General features: G+C 72.8%; 14 protein-coding genes. 1 reads left to right on the forward strand and 13 read right to left on the reverse strand.

Annotated elements, in window-relative coordinates; all coding sequences use genetic code 11:
* Positions 1 to 87: 87 nt before the first annotated feature.
* A complete protein-coding gene (locus tag ACN260_RS18535; RefSeq protein ID WP_013285505.1) occupies positions 88 to 576 on the forward strand; it encodes a transcriptional regulator in 489 nt (162 codons plus the stop codon).
* 92 nt (positions 577 to 668) lie between these two features.
* On the opposite strand, the gene nusB is transcribed toward ACN260_RS18535, so the two are convergent.
* The 13 genes from nusB to ACN260_RS18600 all read right to left on the reverse strand — a co-directional run bounded on the left by nusB (position 669) and on the right by ACN260_RS18600 (position 15,680).
* A complete protein-coding gene (nusB, locus tag ACN260_RS18540) occupies positions 669 to 1,079 on the reverse strand; it encodes a transcription antitermination factor NusB (protein WP_204927718.1) in 411 nt (136 codons plus the stop codon).
* A gap of 23 nt (positions 1,080 to 1,102) precedes the next feature.
* The gene (gene efp, locus ACN260_RS18545) at positions 1,103 to 1,660 is read right to left on the reverse strand and encodes an elongation factor P (protein ID WP_088645221.1); all 558 of its coding nucleotides are present in this window, start codon (positions 1,658 to 1,660) and stop codon (positions 1,103 to 1,105) included.
* Between the two features lie 140 nt (positions 1,661 to 1,800).
* Entirely contained in the window at positions 1,801 to 2,244 is a 444-nt protein-coding gene (gene aroQ, locus ACN260_RS18550) for a type II 3-dehydroquinate dehydratase (protein WP_422756750.1), read from the reverse strand.
* 11 nt (positions 2,245 to 2,255) lie between these two features.
* Positions 2,256 to 3,332 carry a 3-dehydroquinate synthase gene (gene aroB, locus ACN260_RS18555; protein WP_422752303.1) on the reverse strand — a complete coding sequence of 359 codons (1,077 nt, stop codon included), beginning with the start codon at positions 3,330 to 3,332 and terminating at the stop codon, positions 2,256 to 2,258.
* 108 nt (positions 3,333 to 3,440) lie between these two features.
* On the reverse strand, positions 3,441 to 3,947 hold the full coding sequence (locus ACN260_RS18560) for a shikimate kinase (RefSeq protein ID WP_422752304.1): 507 nt from the start codon (positions 3,945 to 3,947) through the stop codon (positions 3,441 to 3,443).
* Positions 3,948 to 3,975: 28 nt separating this feature from the next.
* Positions 3,976 to 5,154, reverse strand: coding sequence for a chorismate synthase (aroC, locus tag ACN260_RS18565; RefSeq protein WP_422752305.1), 1,179 nt, complete (start codon positions 5,152 to 5,154; stop codon positions 3,976 to 3,978).
* A 97-nt stretch (positions 5,155 to 5,251) separates the two neighbouring features.
* Complete coding sequence (locus ACN260_RS18570) at positions 5,252 to 6,139, reverse strand: sulfotransferase domain-containing protein (protein WP_422752306.1); 888 nt, start codon at positions 6,137 to 6,139, stop codon at positions 5,252 to 5,254.
* Between the two features lie 13 nt (positions 6,140 to 6,152).
* Positions 6,153 to 7,751, reverse strand: a complete 1,599-nt coding sequence (locus ACN260_RS18575) for a lipopolysaccharide biosynthesis protein (RefSeq protein WP_422752307.1) — start codon at positions 7,749 to 7,751, stop codon at positions 6,153 to 6,155.
* Complete coding sequence (locus ACN260_RS18580; RefSeq protein ID WP_422752308.1) at positions 7,748 to 9,835, reverse strand: hypothetical protein; 2,088 nt, start codon at positions 9,833 to 9,835, stop codon at positions 7,748 to 7,750. The genes ACN260_RS18575 and ACN260_RS18580 overlap by 4 nt, the downstream gene beginning before the upstream one ends.
* Positions 9,836 to 9,842: 7 nt before the next feature.
* Complete coding sequence (locus ACN260_RS18585; RefSeq protein ID WP_422752309.1) at positions 9,843 to 10,772, reverse strand: glycosyltransferase family 2 protein; 930 nt, start codon at positions 10,770 to 10,772, stop codon at positions 9,843 to 9,845.
* Positions 10,765 to 12,405: a Wzz/FepE/Etk N-terminal domain-containing protein gene (locus tag ACN260_RS18590; RefSeq protein ID WP_422752310.1), complete on the reverse strand. Its 1,641-nt coding sequence runs from the start codon at positions 12,403 to 12,405 to the stop codon at positions 10,765 to 10,767. The genes ACN260_RS18585 and ACN260_RS18590 overlap by 8 nt, the downstream gene beginning before the upstream one ends.
* A gap of 189 nt (positions 12,406 to 12,594) precedes the next feature.
* Positions 12,595 to 14,601, reverse strand: coding sequence for a delta-60 repeat domain-containing protein (locus ACN260_RS18595; RefSeq protein ID WP_422756751.1), 2,007 nt, complete (start codon positions 14,599 to 14,601; stop codon positions 12,595 to 12,597).
* Between the two features lie 134 nt (positions 14,602 to 14,735).
* Entirely contained in the window at positions 14,736 to 15,680 is a 945-nt protein-coding gene (locus tag ACN260_RS18600; protein WP_422752311.1) for a glycosyltransferase, read from the reverse strand.
* Positions 15,681 to 15,734 lie beyond the last annotated feature (54 nt).

Consider the following 15,734-nt stretch of genomic DNA (forward strand, 5'->3'; position numbering starts at 1 on the left):
ACTTGACCACGTGTCGCAATCCCCGTACCGTCACGCTCCGTAGCGATCGCGGGGAGAACCCCAAAGCACAGCACTGGGAGTGTCCGAATGCCCTCTGAATACGCCAAGTCGCTGGGCGCCCGCCTGCGCTCCATCCGCCAGCAGCAGGGCCTGTCCCTGCAGGGGGTGGAGGAGAAGTCGAACGGACGCTGGAAGGCGGTGGTGGTCGGCTCGTACGAGCGCGGCGACCGCGCCGTCACCGTGTCCCGACTGGCGGAGCTGGCCGACTTCTACCGCGTTCCCGTCTCGGAGCTGTTGCCCGACGGCAGCGGGGTACGGCACGAGCCCACCAGCAAGATCGTCCTCGACCTGGAGCGGCTGTACGACGAGGCCTCCGAGGACCTCGCCTACGTCGCCCGCTACGCCCGTGCCATCCAGCAGCAGCGTGGCGACTACAACGGCCGGGTGCTCTCCATCCGCGCCGACGACCTGCGCGCCCTGGCGATCGTCTACGACGCCTCGCCGTCTGGTCTGATCGAACGGCTCACCGAGCACGGTGTGCTGGTCGCCGACCCGCGGGCGTTCTTCGCCTCCTGATCCGCGGTCACGCAACGAGAAGGGCCCGTGCCGGTCGGCACGGGCCCTTCTCGTCACAGTGCAGGTCCCGCCCGCGGCACGGGCGGCCACGCTCAGCGGGTGGCGTACTCGGCGATCCGGCCGAGGATGCCGTTGAGGAAACGCGGCGAATCGTCGGTGGACATCTGCCGGGCCAGCTCAACCGCCTCGCTGATCGCCACCGCGTCGTCGATCTCGTCGACGTAGAGCAGCTCGTAGACGGCGATCCGGGCCAGGTTGCGGTCGACCGCCGGCATCCGGTCCAGCGTCCAGCCCTCGGCGTAGCTGGCGATCACCTCGTCGATCCGGTCGAGGTGCCCGGCCACCCCCTCGACCAGACCGATCGCGTAGTCCAGGTGCTCCGGACGCGGCTTCTCGATCCGCTCGACGTAGCCGGCGAGCACCTCGACCGGGGGCCGGTCCCGCAGGTCGGCCTCGAAGAGCACGTCCAGCGCCCGCTTGCGCGCCTTGCGGCGCGCCGGCATCTGCTGCTTGGCGCCCTCAGCCATCAGGCTCGGCCGAGGTAACGGCCGTCGCGGGTGTCGACCTTGATCTTCTCGTCGGTGGTGATGAACAGCGGCACCTGCACGGTCGCGCCGGTCTCGACGGTGGCCGGCTTGTTGCCGCCGGTCGACCGGTCGCCCTGCAGACCCGGCTCGGTGTAGGTGACCTGGAGCACCACGCTGGTGGGCAGCTCGATGTAGAGCGGCACACCCTCGTGGGTGGCGACGGTCGCCTCGGCCTCGGGGAGGAGGTAGTTGGCGGCCTCGCCGACGGTGCCGCCGGGGACGGTGATCTGGTCGAACGTCTCCAGATCCATGAAGACGTAGTCCTCACCGTCGGCGTAGAGGTACTGCATGGTGCGCTTGTCGACGGTGGCGGTCTCGACCTTGGTGCCCGCGTTGAAGGTCTTGTCGACGACCTTGCCGGACAGCACGTTCTTCAGCGTCGTGCGGACGAACGCCCCACCCTTACCGGGCTTGACGTGCTGGAACTCGACGACGGACCACAGCTCCCCGTCGAGGTTGAGTACCAGGCCGTTCTTGAGGTCGTTGGTGGATGCCATTTCCTGCCTTGATCATCAATTGGCGGACAGACCTGACAAGTCTACTAGCTGCGTCTAATCGGCGGCGGGGCCGTCAACGGGGGGCCCGCCACACCCCCCATACACCAGGCCAACAATCACACAGAGTGACGGTTTGTGGTTCAGTCGGCCCCGGCGGGCCGGGTGGCGAGGTGCCGCAGCGCGAGCCGGTAGCCGTCCACACCCAGACCGCAGATCACCCCGGTGGCCACCGCCGACACCACCGAGTGGTGCCGGAACTCCTCCCGGGCGTGGATGTTGGAGATGTGCACCTCGACCAGGGGTGCCCGCAGCAACGCGCAGGCGTCGCGGACCGCGATCGAGTAGTGCGACCAGGCCGCCGGGTTGAGCACCACCGCCGCGCCCTCGTCCGCCGCCCCGTGCAGCCAGCCGACGAGTTCGTGTTCCGCGTCGGTCTGCCGCACCACCACGTCCAACCCCAGCTCGCGGCCCGTCTCGACGCAGAGCGTCACCAGGTCGGCGTAGCTGGTCACGCCGTACACGTCGACCTGGCGGGTGCCCAGCCGGCCCAGGTTCGGCCCGTTGAGCACGTACACCCGGGGGATGTCGGGGCCGGTCACCGGCTCACCTCCCGGTAGGCGGCGTGCAGCAGCTCGTCGTCCGGGCCGTCCAGGATCGCCGGGCGGGCCAGGCCGTCGAGCACCACGAACCGCAGCCGGCTGCCCCGGGCCTTCTTGTCCACCCGCATGGCCGCCAGCAGCTCCGGCCAGGCGTCCGCCGGGTAGCTGGTCGGCAGGTCCAGCGCGGACAGCACCCGGCGGTGCCGCTCGGCGGTCGCCGCGTCGAGCCGCCCGGCCAACCGGGCGAGGGTGCCGGCGTAGACGGTGCCGACGGAGACCGCGTGCCCGTGCCGCCAGCGGTACCCCTCGACCTTCTCGATCGCGTGCGCCAGCGTGTGCCCGTAGTTGAGCACCTCCCGCACACCCGACTCGCGCAGGTCACCGGAGACCACGTCGGCCTTCACCCGGATCGCCCGCTCGATCAGCTCCCGGGCCACCGGGCCGGTCGGGTCGACGGCGGCCGCCGGGTCCGCCTCGACCAGATCCAGGATCACCGGGTCGGCGATGAACCCGCACTTGACCACCTCGGCCAGCCCGGCGGCCAGATCGGCCGGCGGGAGGCTGTCCAGCGTGCCCAGGTCGGCCAGCACCCCGACCGGCGGGTGGAAGGAGCCCACCAGGTTCTTGCCGGCCGCCGTGTTCACCCCGGTCTTGCCGCCGACGGCGGCGTCGACCATGCCGAGCAGCGAGGTCGCCACCGGCACCCACCGCACCCCCCGCAACCAGCAGGCCGCGACGAAGCCGGCCAGGTCGGTCACCGCGCCGCCGCCCACCCCGACCACCGCATCGGTACGGGTGAAGCCGGCCGCCCCGAGCTGCTCCCAGCAGTCGGCGGCCACCTCGACCCGCTTGCCCGCCTCGGCGTCGGGCACCTCGATCGCCAGCGGGGTGATCCCCGCCCCGGCCAACCGCCCGCCGATCTCCTCGGCCAACGCCCGCAGGGGCGGCGCGTACAGCACCGCCGTCCGGGTCGCGTCGGGCAGCAACGCGGGCAGCTCGGCCAGCAGGCCCCGCCCGACCAGTACGTCGTACGGCCGTTCGCCGCCGACCGGAATCCGGGTCACCTCGTCCATCGCCGGCAGCCTAGTCCAGCACCGGCGCCGGCACGGGGAGTGTCCACCTGATGGCGGCCCGGCCTCCCGGCATGACCCGACGGCCGGACCGGCGTCGGGTGGGCGCGGTCAGGGCTTGAGCAGGGCGACGATCTCGGCGGCGATCTCCTCCGGTGCCCGGCCGTCGGTGACCACCGTCGCCGTCGCGACCTCCGCGTAGAGCGGCCGACGCTGGTCCATCAGGTGCTTGAGGGTGGCCCGCGGGTTGACCGACAGCAGCGGCCGGCCGGCACCGAGCCCGACCCGCTTCACCGCGTCGGTCAACTCCACCGACAGGTGCACCACCGGGTGTCCGACCAGCGCGGCCCGGTTCTCCTCGGCGAGGATCGCGCCGCCGCCGAGGGCCAGCACCCCGGCGTGGGAGGTCAGCGCCGCCAGCACCGCGGCCCGCTCCAGGGCCCGGAAGTGCGCCTCACCCTCGTCGATGAAGATCTCCGGGATCGGCTTGCCCGCCATCTGCTCGATGTCGGTGTCGGTGTCCCGGAACGCCACCCCGAGCAGGGTGGCCAGTTCCGCGCCGACGGTGCTCTTGCCGGAACCGGGCGCGCCGACCAGCACGCAGACAGGCTTCGTCACCGGGTTGACCTTTCTTGCCAGCCGCTGTTCACCTGATGATCAGGCTGTCGAGGTAGCCGGTCACGTTGCGGCGGATCTCGGCCACCGAGTCACCACCGAACTTCTCCACCACCGCCTCCGCGAGGACCAACGCCACCATCGCCTCCGCGACCACCGCCGCCGCCGGCACCGCACACACATCCGACCGCTGATTGATCGCCGTCGCCGCCTCACCGGTCGTGACATCAACCGTGGACAGGGCCCGGTTCAACGACGAGATCGGCTTCATCGCCGCCCGCACCCGCACCGGCTCACCCGTCGTGATACCACCCTCCAACCCACCCGCCCGATCCGTCACCCGACGCACACCCGTCGCCGTCGGCACGATCTCGTCATGCGCCTCCGACCCCCGCGACCGCGCCTGCACCCACCCGTCCCCGATCTCCACACCCTTGATCGCCTGAATCGACATCAACGCCGTCGCCAACCGGGCATCCAACTTCCGATCCCACTGCACATGACTACCCAGACCCGGCGGCACCCCATAGGCAAGAACCTCCACCACCCCACCCAACGTGTCCGCAGCCTTCTTCGCCGCATCCACCTCCGCCACCATCCGCGCACTCGCATCCGGATCGAGGCACCGCAACGGATCCGCGTCGATCCGCTCCGCATCCTCCGGCACCGGCCGCAGCCCCGGCTTCGCGGCCACCGAACCGAGCTCCACCACGTGCGACACGATCTCGATACCGACCGCCTGCCTCACCAGGGCCTTCGCCACCGCACCCACGGCCACCCGAGCGGCGGTCTCCCGGGCGCTGGCCCGTTCCAGGATCGGCCGGGCATCGGTATGACCGTACTTCTGCATGCCGGCCAGGTCGGCATGACCGGGCCGGGGACGCGTCAACGGCGCGTTGCGGGCCTGACCCGCCAACTCCTCCGCATCGACCGGGTCGGCGGCCATCACCGTCCGCCACTTCGGCCACTCCGAATTACCCACCCGCACCGCCACCGGACTACCCAGGGTGACACCGTGCCGCAGACCACCGACGACCTCGACCTCATCCTGCTCGAACGCCATCCGCGCACCCCGGCCATAACCCAACCGACGACGCGCCAACTCACCCGCGATATCGGCAGAAGTCACCGCCACCCCGGCCGGCACCCCCTCCACCAACGCCACCAGAGCCGGACCATGCGATTCACCTGCAGTCAGCCAACGCAACACCGCGTCAGTCTGTCACGCCCGGTCCCGGCAACGGCACCGTGCCCGACCCGTCCCGCCCTGCGGACGACGAGGTCCGCCGGCGGGGCACCGGCACCGGTCACGACCAGTCGAAGCGCATCCCCAGCCGCTGTTCCAGCGCCGCGTTGTGCGGGGCGAAGTGGGCGCTCAGCTCGGCCCGTACCTGCTCGGGCATGGCGCTGCTGCGTCGGTGGTTGTGCGCCTCGTACGCGGCGAGCCGGTGCGGGGGCAGGCCGAGGAAGTCCAGCACCCGGGCGTACGTGGCGGCCGGCTCGGCGTACAGCGTCTCGCTGGGCAGGATCAGCAGTTGTGCGCGGTCGAACCGGTCCAGCCACGGCGTCAGGTGCTCCAGGTAGCGGCCCCGGGCGCGGTAGGTGTACCAGTCGTACGCCTCGCTGAAGTACGTCGGGTCGGCGATCAGCTTCTCCCGCTCCCCCGCCGTCCGTTCCTCCTCCCGGGCCAGCGCCTCGGCGAAGTCCAGCGGCTCCCGGCCCTCGGTGCGCCGTTCCTTCCAGTGCGAGTACGCCCGCTCCACCGGGTCCCGGAGCAGGAAGATCAACCGGACGTCGGGCATCAGCTCGGCGACCCGCTGCGGGACGAGCGGGTGGAACATGTACAGCGGCGCGGCCTCACCGACGCGGACCGGCCCACCGTGCCGGCGTTGCAGGGCCTGCCGGTGCCGCACCGTCGGAAAGTGCGACCGGTACCACGCCTCGCCCCGGCCCCAGTTCTCCTCGAAGTAGTGCGAGGTCTTGGTGTTCCAGGCCGGGAAGAGCCGGGGCACCAGGGGGTGCGCCAGCAGGTACCGCCACAGTGAGGTGGTGCCGCCCCGCTTGGTGCCGGTGATCAGGAAGTCCGGCAGCGGCCGGCGGTCGCTGGTGCGTTCGCCGTACCGGACCAGCGAGCTGCGCACCTGGTGGGTGACCTGGTGCGGAACCACACCCTTGAGGCGGTCGCGGATCGTCATCGTCTCCCTCTCGTCACGCCGGTTTCGGCCTGAGCATCGTCACGGCGGCCCGGACCGTACGCCGGACCCGCCGGTCCAGCAGCAGCCCGACGGCGACGACCGCCAGCACCACCAGGGCCAGCGCCAGGCCGGCCACACCCCGGCCGGCGACCAGCGCGCTGAGCACCGCCACCACGGCCGCGCCGCCGCCGGCCCCGACCGCCGCCCAGCCCACCGAGCGGGTGAGCAGCGGCTCGCCGATCGCCACCCGGGCGGCCACCGCGGCCAGCACGTTCTCGGCGACCACGCCGGCCGTCCAGGCGTACGCCGCACCGAGCGCGCCGTGGTCGGGGATGAGCAGGAAGCCCAGCCCGACGGTGAGCGCCAGCCCGACCACGGTGGCCTGGAGGTGCCGGGCACTGTTGCCGCTCATCAGCAGCATCGTCTGCACGATGCCCACCCCCGAGTTGACAAGCATCGCCCCGGCGAGCACCGCCAGTGGGGCGGCCCCGACGGTGAACCCGTCGCCGAAGAGGCTGAGGAACCCCGGTGCGAACACCGCCAGCAGCAGGTACGCCGGCCAGGACAGCAGGATGATCACGACGGTGACCCGCCGGTAGACCAGCGCCGCTTCGGCGGTGCGTCCCTGTCCGAGCAGCCGGGACAACTGGGGTGCGACGGCCACCCGCAACCCCTGCATGATCAGCAGCCCGGCCAGGGCGTACCGGCCGACCGCGCCGAAGACCCCCGACTCGTCCGCGCCGGCCAGCGCCGAGGTGAGCAGCACCCCGACCCACATGCTGCTGGCATCGATGGCTGCCGACACCGCCCGGGGCAACGCGAAGCCCCAGAGGGTACGCCAGTCCGCGCCGTCCGGCCGTAGCCGTGCCCCGGCGAGCAGGCCGAGCGGCCGCAGCAGCAGGACGGCGGCGGCGACCACGGCCAACGCCACCGGCAGCAGCCAACCGCCGAACCCGACGACCACCCCGGCACCGGTGGCGACCGCCGCCAGCAGCAGGGCGGGCCGGGCCAGCGGCACCAGCACGTACTGGATGCCGACCACGGCGGTCACCGGGCGGACCGCCCGGACGGCGGCGAGCAGCACGGTCATCGCCACCGTGAACGGCAGGGCGACGAACGCCAGCCGCAGCAGCGTCGGCCCGTCCGGGCGGGCGAAGAAGACCGGGGCGAGCCGGTCGGCGCTGAGCGCGCCCACCGCCGCCACGACCCCGGTGAGCAGGAGCACCGGCAGCAACGCGACAGGCAGCAGCCGGGCGGCGTCGCCGTCGACGCCGATCCGACGTCGGGGCAGCGCCCAGACCAGGGCGGTGTCGGCACCGGCGCAGCAGACCGCGCCCAGGATGGAGACCACGCCGATGGCGGTGAAGAGCGCACCGGAGCCGTCGGTACCGAAGCCGCGCACGATGACCACGGTGAGCAGGAAACCCAATGCGCCGTTGACCGCCGCGCCGACCAACCCGACCGCACCGTTACGGGCGCTGCGCCGTACCTCGCCGGCACCGCCCGTCACATCGGTGGCCGGGCCGGTCGACGGGTGCGCCCCCGGTTCGGCGGAGCGGCGGTCGAGCTGCCGGGGCACCGCCGGAGTGGTTCCGGTTCCCGGTCGTCTCATGCCTGCTCCCTGCCGTCGTCGGTGCGGGTCCGGTCGCCGGTGCTGCTCTGCTCCCCGGCGCGGGGCCGGTCGTCGGCCGGCCTGGTGGGTGGGGGGTTGCCGCCGACACGTGCGGGCTGCACCACCGTCGGCGCGTCCACCCCGCCGGCCGGTCGGGAACCGGCGACAGGTGCCGCCGGGGGCCGAACGGAAGCCGGGGCCGGGGGCCGCGCCGGGGTTGGCGTCACGGCCGGGGGCGGGGCCGGGGCTGGGGTCACGGGTGGAGCCGGGACGCGCGACGGGACCGGGGACGGGGGCGGGGACGACGCCTGACCCGACGCCGGGCCGGGTGCCGAGGGGCGAGCCGGGGCCTTCAGCGGAGGCCAGGACGGAACCGGAGTCTGCGGCGGCCCCGCAGGCTGGTCCGGGGATCGGGGTACGGCCGGGGACTCCGTTGCGGGCGGAGCCGGGACCCGGGGCACGGCCGGGGCTGGAGACACCGTTGCAGGCGTAGCCGGGACGGGGGCCGGGGACGCGGTCGCAGACGGAGCCGGGGAGGCTGGTAGGGGCGGAGCCGGAACGCGGGGCGGGACCGGGGACGACGTCACGGGCGGGGCGGCGGGTGGTACGGCGGCGGTGGCCCTGGTGGGCTGGGGTGGCACGGCGGCGGTGGCCCGGGTCGGCGGGGTCGGGACGGTGGCCGACGCCCGTGCCGGCACGGCGGCCGTTCCGGTCGCCGTGCCGCCGGACGCCACGGTGCCGGACGCCACGGTGCCGGACGCTGGGGACGGCACGCCGGAGCCGGCCGTCGCGGCGCGTGGCGTACGGGCGTCGACGGCCCCCGGCGCGAGGGTCACCGCGCGGTTCACCGGTCCGCTGACCGCCGCCAGTCCGGCCCCGACGGCGAAGAAGATGACCGACATGTTCGGGTCGATGTAGGCGTACACCGGGATCACCACCAGGGCGATCACCGGGATGGTGCTCAGCCACTGCCCGGCCGGGGAGACCGCGCCGGCCAGCCGTTTGGCGATCAGCGCCAGCCAGCCCAGGAAGGCGATCAGGGCCGGGATGCCGTGGCTGTAGAGCACCTGCCAGATCATCCCCTGGGTGCCCAGCGGTTCCTCGGCGAGCGTGGTGTCGACGCTGTTCGGTGCGCCGTACCCGAGCAGGGGTGAGCGTTCGACGGCCTGGAGGGTACGGACGTAGAGGTCCATCCGGTCGACGTTGGTGTCGGTGCTGCTGACCCGGTTGTCGATCAGCTCCTGCACCGGCACCACCAGGCTGACCACCCATACCAGCAGCACCAGTCCACCGATCGAGGCGATCAGCTTGGCGTTGCCGCGTACCAGCGCCCGCAGGCCCAGGTAGGTCAACCCGGCACCGAGGCCGAGGAACATGCCCCGGTTGAGGGTCATGAACGCCGGCACCATCGACAGTGGCAGCGACACCATCAGCACCACCCGGAACGTGCCGGTACGCACCGAGGTCAGGTACGCCAGCACGCACGGCACCAGCAGCGCGTACGCCGTACCCCAGTTGTTGGTGTACGGGTAGGGCGCGGCGGTCCGGTAGATCGGGGCCCGGGAGACCGGGTTGAACTCGTTGGCCCGCACATGGGTCAGCGCCTGGATGAACCGCTCCCCCGACATGCTGCCCGGCAGCAGCATCTCCACCGGGGTGGTGAGCTGGAACCGGGGCGCCAGCACAGCCAGCCAGCCGAGGGCGACCACGCCCAGCCAGTACCAGCCGAGCGGGCGGAGCACCTGGTCCCAGGGGACGCCGTCGCGGACCAGGTTGTAGACGTAGACGCAGACGATCAGCGCGGTCAGCATGAAGCCGAAGCGCAGACCGGAGGTGAGGTAGGCGGTGGCCCGTTCGAGCCGGGTGAAGCTCAGCAGCACCAGGGCGAGCAGCACCAACCAGCAGGCGGTGCCGGCGGGCAGCGCCACCCGGCCCCGGGTGACCATCAGGCCCAGCAGCACCACCCCGAACACCGACCAGCCGAGGTAGAAGCCGCCGAGCATCCACCAGAGCGGGACCAGCCCGAACATGGCCAGCAGCGGCCAGGTGGGCAGCGGCGGCGGCCCGGCGAGTGACCCGGGCACCCGCCGGTCAGACACCCCGGCCCCGGCGCTGGGCGAGCTGGAGCACCCGCTCCCCCGACAGCAGCCCGAGCACCACCGGGACGGTCACCAGCACCCGCTTCTCGCGGGGGTTGAGCCGGATCACCCGGCCGAGTTCCCGCACCGCCTCACCGCGCCGCCGGCCGGAGGCGAGCGCGAACGCGATCTGCCCGTGCAACCGGGCCAGGCCGGTACGGCTGCCGGCCAGCTCGGGGTGCTTGTCGAGCAGGTAGCGGGTGGCCTCGACGATGGTCGCCCAGCGGCCGAAGAAGAACGAACCGCCGTGCCAGTCGACCACCACCAGCACCTCGGGCACGATCACCACCGGGCCGTGCCCGGCGATCCGCAGCAGCCACTCGTAGTCCTCGCCGTAGCCGCCGGGCAGTTCCTCGTCGACCGGGCCGATGGCCTCCCAGGTGGTGCGTCGGATGAGGATGGTGCTGGAGTGCACCTCCATGATCCGGTCCTCGACGAAGTCGGGCAGGCCGACCTCGGCCCGGTCGAGCTGCCGTTCCTTGGCGATGCCCGGCCCCTCCAGCCGGATGCCGCAGCTCGCGGCGGCGGCGTCCGGCCGCTGCGCCAGCAGCTCCACCTGCCGGCGCAGCTTCGCCGGCAGCCAGTGGTCGTCGTCGTCGCAGAAGGCGATCAGGTCGGCGGTGGCGGTGTCGAAGCCGGTGTTCCGGCCGCCGGGCAGCCCTCGCCGGTGGGTGTTGGCGACGTAGCGCAGGGTGCGCCCGGCCGGCACGTCGACATCCAGTTCCCGCAGGTCGGTGTGGTCGTAGACGACGACGCACTCCACCGGCCCGGGGTAGTCCTGGCCGAGCACCGCACGCACGGCCCGTTCCAGCAGACCGGGCCGGTCCCGGGTGGCGATCACCACGGTCACCGGCGGGTACGCGGTGGTGGTCGGCTCAGTCACGCTTCTCTCCCGTCACCACGAACCCGACCGGTTCGACGCCCACCGCGCGCAGCCGCTCCACCAACTGCCCCAGCCGGCCGGTGCGGGTCTTGTCGCGGGCGGCGACCAGCACGGCCCGTCCCTCCCGGGCGGCCCGGACACCCCGTTCGTCGTGCAGGGCGGGCGGGGCGTCGATCACGGTGACCCCGGCGGCCACGGGGGCCTCCAGCGGGACCAGGCGCACCCCGCCGGCGCCGATGCGGACCTGTTCACCGTCGGTGGCGGGGGCCTCCTTGGGCAGCACCCGGGGGATGATCTCGGTCTTGTCCGCCGAGGTGGTGGTGGAGCGGTAGACGCCACCGTTCTTCGGGTCGTCGGTGGGGAACGGCCGGGGCTTGCGGACCGGCGGGATGACCATGGTGTCCTCCGGGTTGCCGCCGGTGGCCGGGGTGGCGGCCGGGGTCGGGACGCTGCTGGGCATCGGCCGGGGGCGGGGCACCCGGGGCCGGGACGGCTCGACGGCCGGATGCCGGCGCTGCGCATCGGTGAGCAGTGCCCGGATGCGCTCCTGGCTCTCCGGGGCGACGCCCAGGCGTACCTCGTGCCCGGCCTGGGCCAGCGCCGCGGCGACCCCGGCGGTGACCTGTTCCCGCTGCTCGTCGGCGGCGCTGGAGAGCAGAACCAGGGGCGGTGGCGTCGGCCCGTCCACCCAGCGGCTCAGGGCCAGCACCAGGTAGCGCAGGTCGGTGTCGGAGAGCCGACCCGAGCGGTCCCGCCCGACGGTGCCCAGCAGCGGGGCGCCGACCAGCACGGAGGCCTCACCGGCGGTGCGGACCCGGCGGTCCATGGACTCCCGGACGAAGGCGACCAGACCACCGACGAGCAGGCCGCCGAGGAGCCCGGCGACCAGGATCAGCGGGGCGGCGTCCCGGCTCGACGGGACGGGCGCGCGGGCGGCGCTGGTGACCGAACCGGGGCTCAGGTCCGCCGAGGCGATCTTGGAACGCTGTTCGGCGAGGGTGGCGAGCTGGTCGTTGAGTGCCCGCAACTGGTCCAGCAGGGCGCTGGTGCGCGGCGACGGGCTCGACGTGCCCTGGTTGGCCGGCAGCGACCGCTGGGTGGTGGTGCGCTGGCTGGTGACCAGGGCGATGGTCTCGTCGTACGACTTGAGCACGGCGGCGCGCTGGTTCTCGTACATGCCCTTGCGCAGTTCGAGGTACGACTCGGCGGCACCGTTCGCGCCGTTGACCGCCTCGGTCTCGCTGTGCCCGGCGTAGCTGAACCGCATCACCTGCCCGCCGACCGGCGTCTCCACGGTGAGCGAGTCGGCCACGGCGGTGGTGTCCCGGCCGGTGATCGAGGCGACCTTGTCGATGACGTCGTTGCTGGTGGCGATCCCGCTCTCGGCGGTCATGTTGACCGCCCGGTCGGCGCCGCCGGAGGGCACCGAGAACGGGTCGGTGACCACCGGGCGGACCACCACGGCCGTGGTGGCGGTGTAGGTCGCCGGAAAGACCAGCAGGTAGGCGGCCACCAGTAACAGCACCAGCCCGGTGACGGCGAGCACCGTGCGCCACCGCCGCAGCGGAATGCGGGCCAACTCGGCCAGGCCGACCGGGCGCTGCCGGGCGGGAGTGACATCGGTCACATCCATCAGTCAGGTCCTCTTGCGATGCGAGGGGTGGGCGGGCCGGTTCGGGCCAGCGACGGCCTCGGTGCGAACCGCTGGTGGTCCCATTGTCGCCGACCGTTCACCTGTGGTCGACAGCCGACCGGTCCCCCTGCGCCGCGGGCGGCCCGCCGGTGTCCGGGACACCGGCGGGCCGCCCGTGGCGGGTGCGGCTCAGGAGGTGGCGAAGAACAGCGTCCTGCTCGACCAGTCCACGCCGCCGCCGGCCGGTGCGATCTCCACCGAGGCGGCGCCGTCGACGGCGGTCTCGTCGAACGGCACGGCCCGCAGGGAGCCGTTGGTGTTGCCGTAGACGATCTTACCGTCGACCCAGGCCATCCCCCGCACGTTGCCCCAGTTCAGGCCCACGCTGGGCAGGGTGAACTCGGTGCAGCCGACGATGTAGCCGTCGGGCTCCAGGTACCGGTAGAACAGCTTGTTGGTACCGGCCTTGGTGTAGTACATCCGACCGTCGAGGTAGAACGCGCCGGCCATCGTGGCGGGGTTGAACCAGTCGTTGTAACCGCTGCTCACCCACGGTGCGCCCACCGTGCCGCCGGTGAACATCGACACACCCAGGTAGCTGCCGCCGGCGGCGGTCGGGTCGGTCTTCGACCAGTAGAGCTTGTTGCCGACCGAGAAGGCCGCGCCCGCCGCGGTGAGGTTCGCCTGCGCGCTGGCCACCGGCGCGCCCAGGGTGCTGCCGTTGAACGACACCTTGGCGGTCTGCCCGTTGCCGGTCCCGACGTACAGGTAGCCCGAGGACGCCGTCGGCGCGTTGGTCGCCGCAACCGTACGGCCACCGGCGAGCGGGAACAGACCCAGCCGCCCGTGGTACTCGTTGCCGAGGCCGTCGGAGTCGAAACCGGCGTAGAGGCCGGTGCTGCCCCGCCACAGCTCCCACATGATCGGGCCCCAGGTGGTGGTGCCCGCCGGGGCGCCCGAACGGGTCGGGTTCCAGACCAGCGGCAGGCCGTTGATCGGGTCCAGCGCGCCGAGCCCGAACCGGTTGATCGCGCCGCTGCCGGCCGAGTCGTTGCCGTTGGCGTTGCTCAGCCAGCGGAAGTGACCGCCGACGTAGACCACGTTGTCGGCCACCTCGACGGAGGTCACCGAGTCGGTGCCGGTGTAGTTGACCCAGGTGGCGTCCATGGCCGTGCCCCGGTCGGCGGTCTCGAACCGGGCGATGGCGTCGCAGTACGCCCCGTCGCCCCGACCACCGTCGGCGATGATCACGAAGTACGTGCCGTCGTCGGAGAAGTCGACGTCGCGGGCGTAGAACGGGAACGAGCCGCTGTAGCAGGGCGCCACGTAGCGCTGGGTGCTCCAGTTCGCGACCGTCGGGGTCCCGTCCAGGTCGACGACCACCACCTGGTTGCGGGGCTGGCCGTTGACCTCGGTGAAGTTGCCCACCGCGACCAGGGTCTTGCCGTCGGGGGCGACGGCCAGGCCCCAGACCAGCTCGCTGCTGGCGCGGGCGACGCTGGCGTCGATCTGGAAGCTCGGGTCGATCGCACCGGTGGTCGCGTCGAGCCGGGCCAGCAGCGAGTGCTCGGTGCCGTTGACCCAGTGGAACGCGCCCGCGATGTAGAGCTTGTTGCCGACCACGACGGTGCGGCGGACCAGGCCGCCGTCGCTGCGGCCGACCCAGCTGGCGACCGTCGCGCCGGTCGCCGGGTCGAGCGCGACGAGGTTCTTGCGGCTGACCCCGTTGACGTTCTTGAACGCGCCACCGACGATCAGCTTGCCGTCGGGGCTGGCGGCGAGGGCGTGCACCGCGCCGTCGAGCGTCGGGCTGAAGTCGGCCTTCAGCGCGCCGCTGGTGCGGTCGTAGGCGAACAGGTAGTTGCGTGAGGTCCAGCTGGTGGCGCCGGCGGCCTTGACCGAGGTGAAGGAACCGCCCACGTAGACCGTGCTGCCGATCTCGGCGAACGCCTTGGTGTCGCCGTCCTGCGCGTGCGGAATGTTGTCCGCCGGGTTGGCCGAGGTGAGGGTGCTGGTTACCGGGGTGAGATCCGCCGCGTGGGCGGGCGCGGCCAGGAGGCCGACCGCGAGCACCGGTGCGGCGAGCGCGGCGAACCACCGCCGCCACACCGGTCGAGACGTTCTGTGAAGCACTGGCGCCCCCAAAAATGAAGTGAGATCGTGCGTAGCTTGCTCTGCCCGGACATTTCCCACCATCAACCGACCGGTCCGGTCGGCCACCGGCTCGGCCCTGTCCTGCCGTACGGGTCGCGTCCGGACGACCCACGCAGGACGAGAATCGCGCATCGACCGGCGGAGCCCACCACCGGGCCGCCCGGCCCCGGTCGGCCTCATGCCGCCTCCGCCCACCGGAACGCCGGGACCGCACCGGTGGCGGTCACCGTCCAGGTAGCCGCCCGGGTCAGGTCGTCGGTGGTGACGGCATCGGCCTCCCGGGCCAGCACCAGTCCGCGCCGGTCGAGTTCCCGGGCCATCTCCACCTGGTGGTCATCGACGTGTTCGCCGTGCCGGGCCCGGCGCGGCACGTAGACGGCGCGGTGGCCGGCGCGCATCGCGGCCAGCGCCGACCCCACCCCGGCGTGGGTGACGATCACGTCGGCCTCCCGCATGGCCTGCTGCATCTCGGCGTACGGCACCTGCCGGCGGGCCCCGGGCGGCATCCGGGGGATCCGGGTCGAGCCGACCTGCCAGAGCACCTCCGCCTCGGCGGGCACCACGTCGACCAGGCGTTGCAGCAGACGCGGGAAGCCGAAGCGGTCCTGGGTGCCGAGGGTCACCACGATCTTGGAGACCGGCCGCGGGGCGGCGGGCGCGGGGGCGTATCCGTCGAAGATGGAGCCCCCGTAGCGCCACCGGCCGTTCGCCCAGCCCGGGTACTGCGTGTAGAGCCGGGTCCGGGGTACCCGGGCGACCAGCCGGCCGGTCAGCGACGGGCCGACGGTGCGGGTGGCGCTCTCGATGTAGTGGCAGTCCAGGCCGTGCCGGGCGGCGGGCAGGAAGAACGACATGGCGACGCTGGCACCGGTGCTGATCACCCGGCGGAACCGCCCGTCGCAGAGCACCCGGCGGGCGGCCAGCAGGTCGCGCAGCGCACCCACCGGGTCGCGGGTGCTCGCCGGCGGCACGTGGATGACCTCGTGCCCGTCGAGCAGCGACCGGCTCTGCGGGGAGTCGAACGTCGCCCAGACGCAGTCGTGCTGCACCCCGAGCCGGGGCAGCAGGTCGTGCAGCTCGGCGAGGTGCCCACCGGTGGAGGCGACGAGGAGGGTGGTCACGTCGGTGGCCCAACTTCTGTGCGAGGAGGGGTGGGGGCCGGGTCCGGACGGCGC

This window comes from Micromonospora sp. WMMD708, from assembly GCF_049315245.1.
GTDB classification, from domain to species: Bacteria; Actinomycetota; Actinomycetes; order Mycobacteriales; family Micromonosporaceae; genus Micromonospora; species Micromonospora wenchangensis.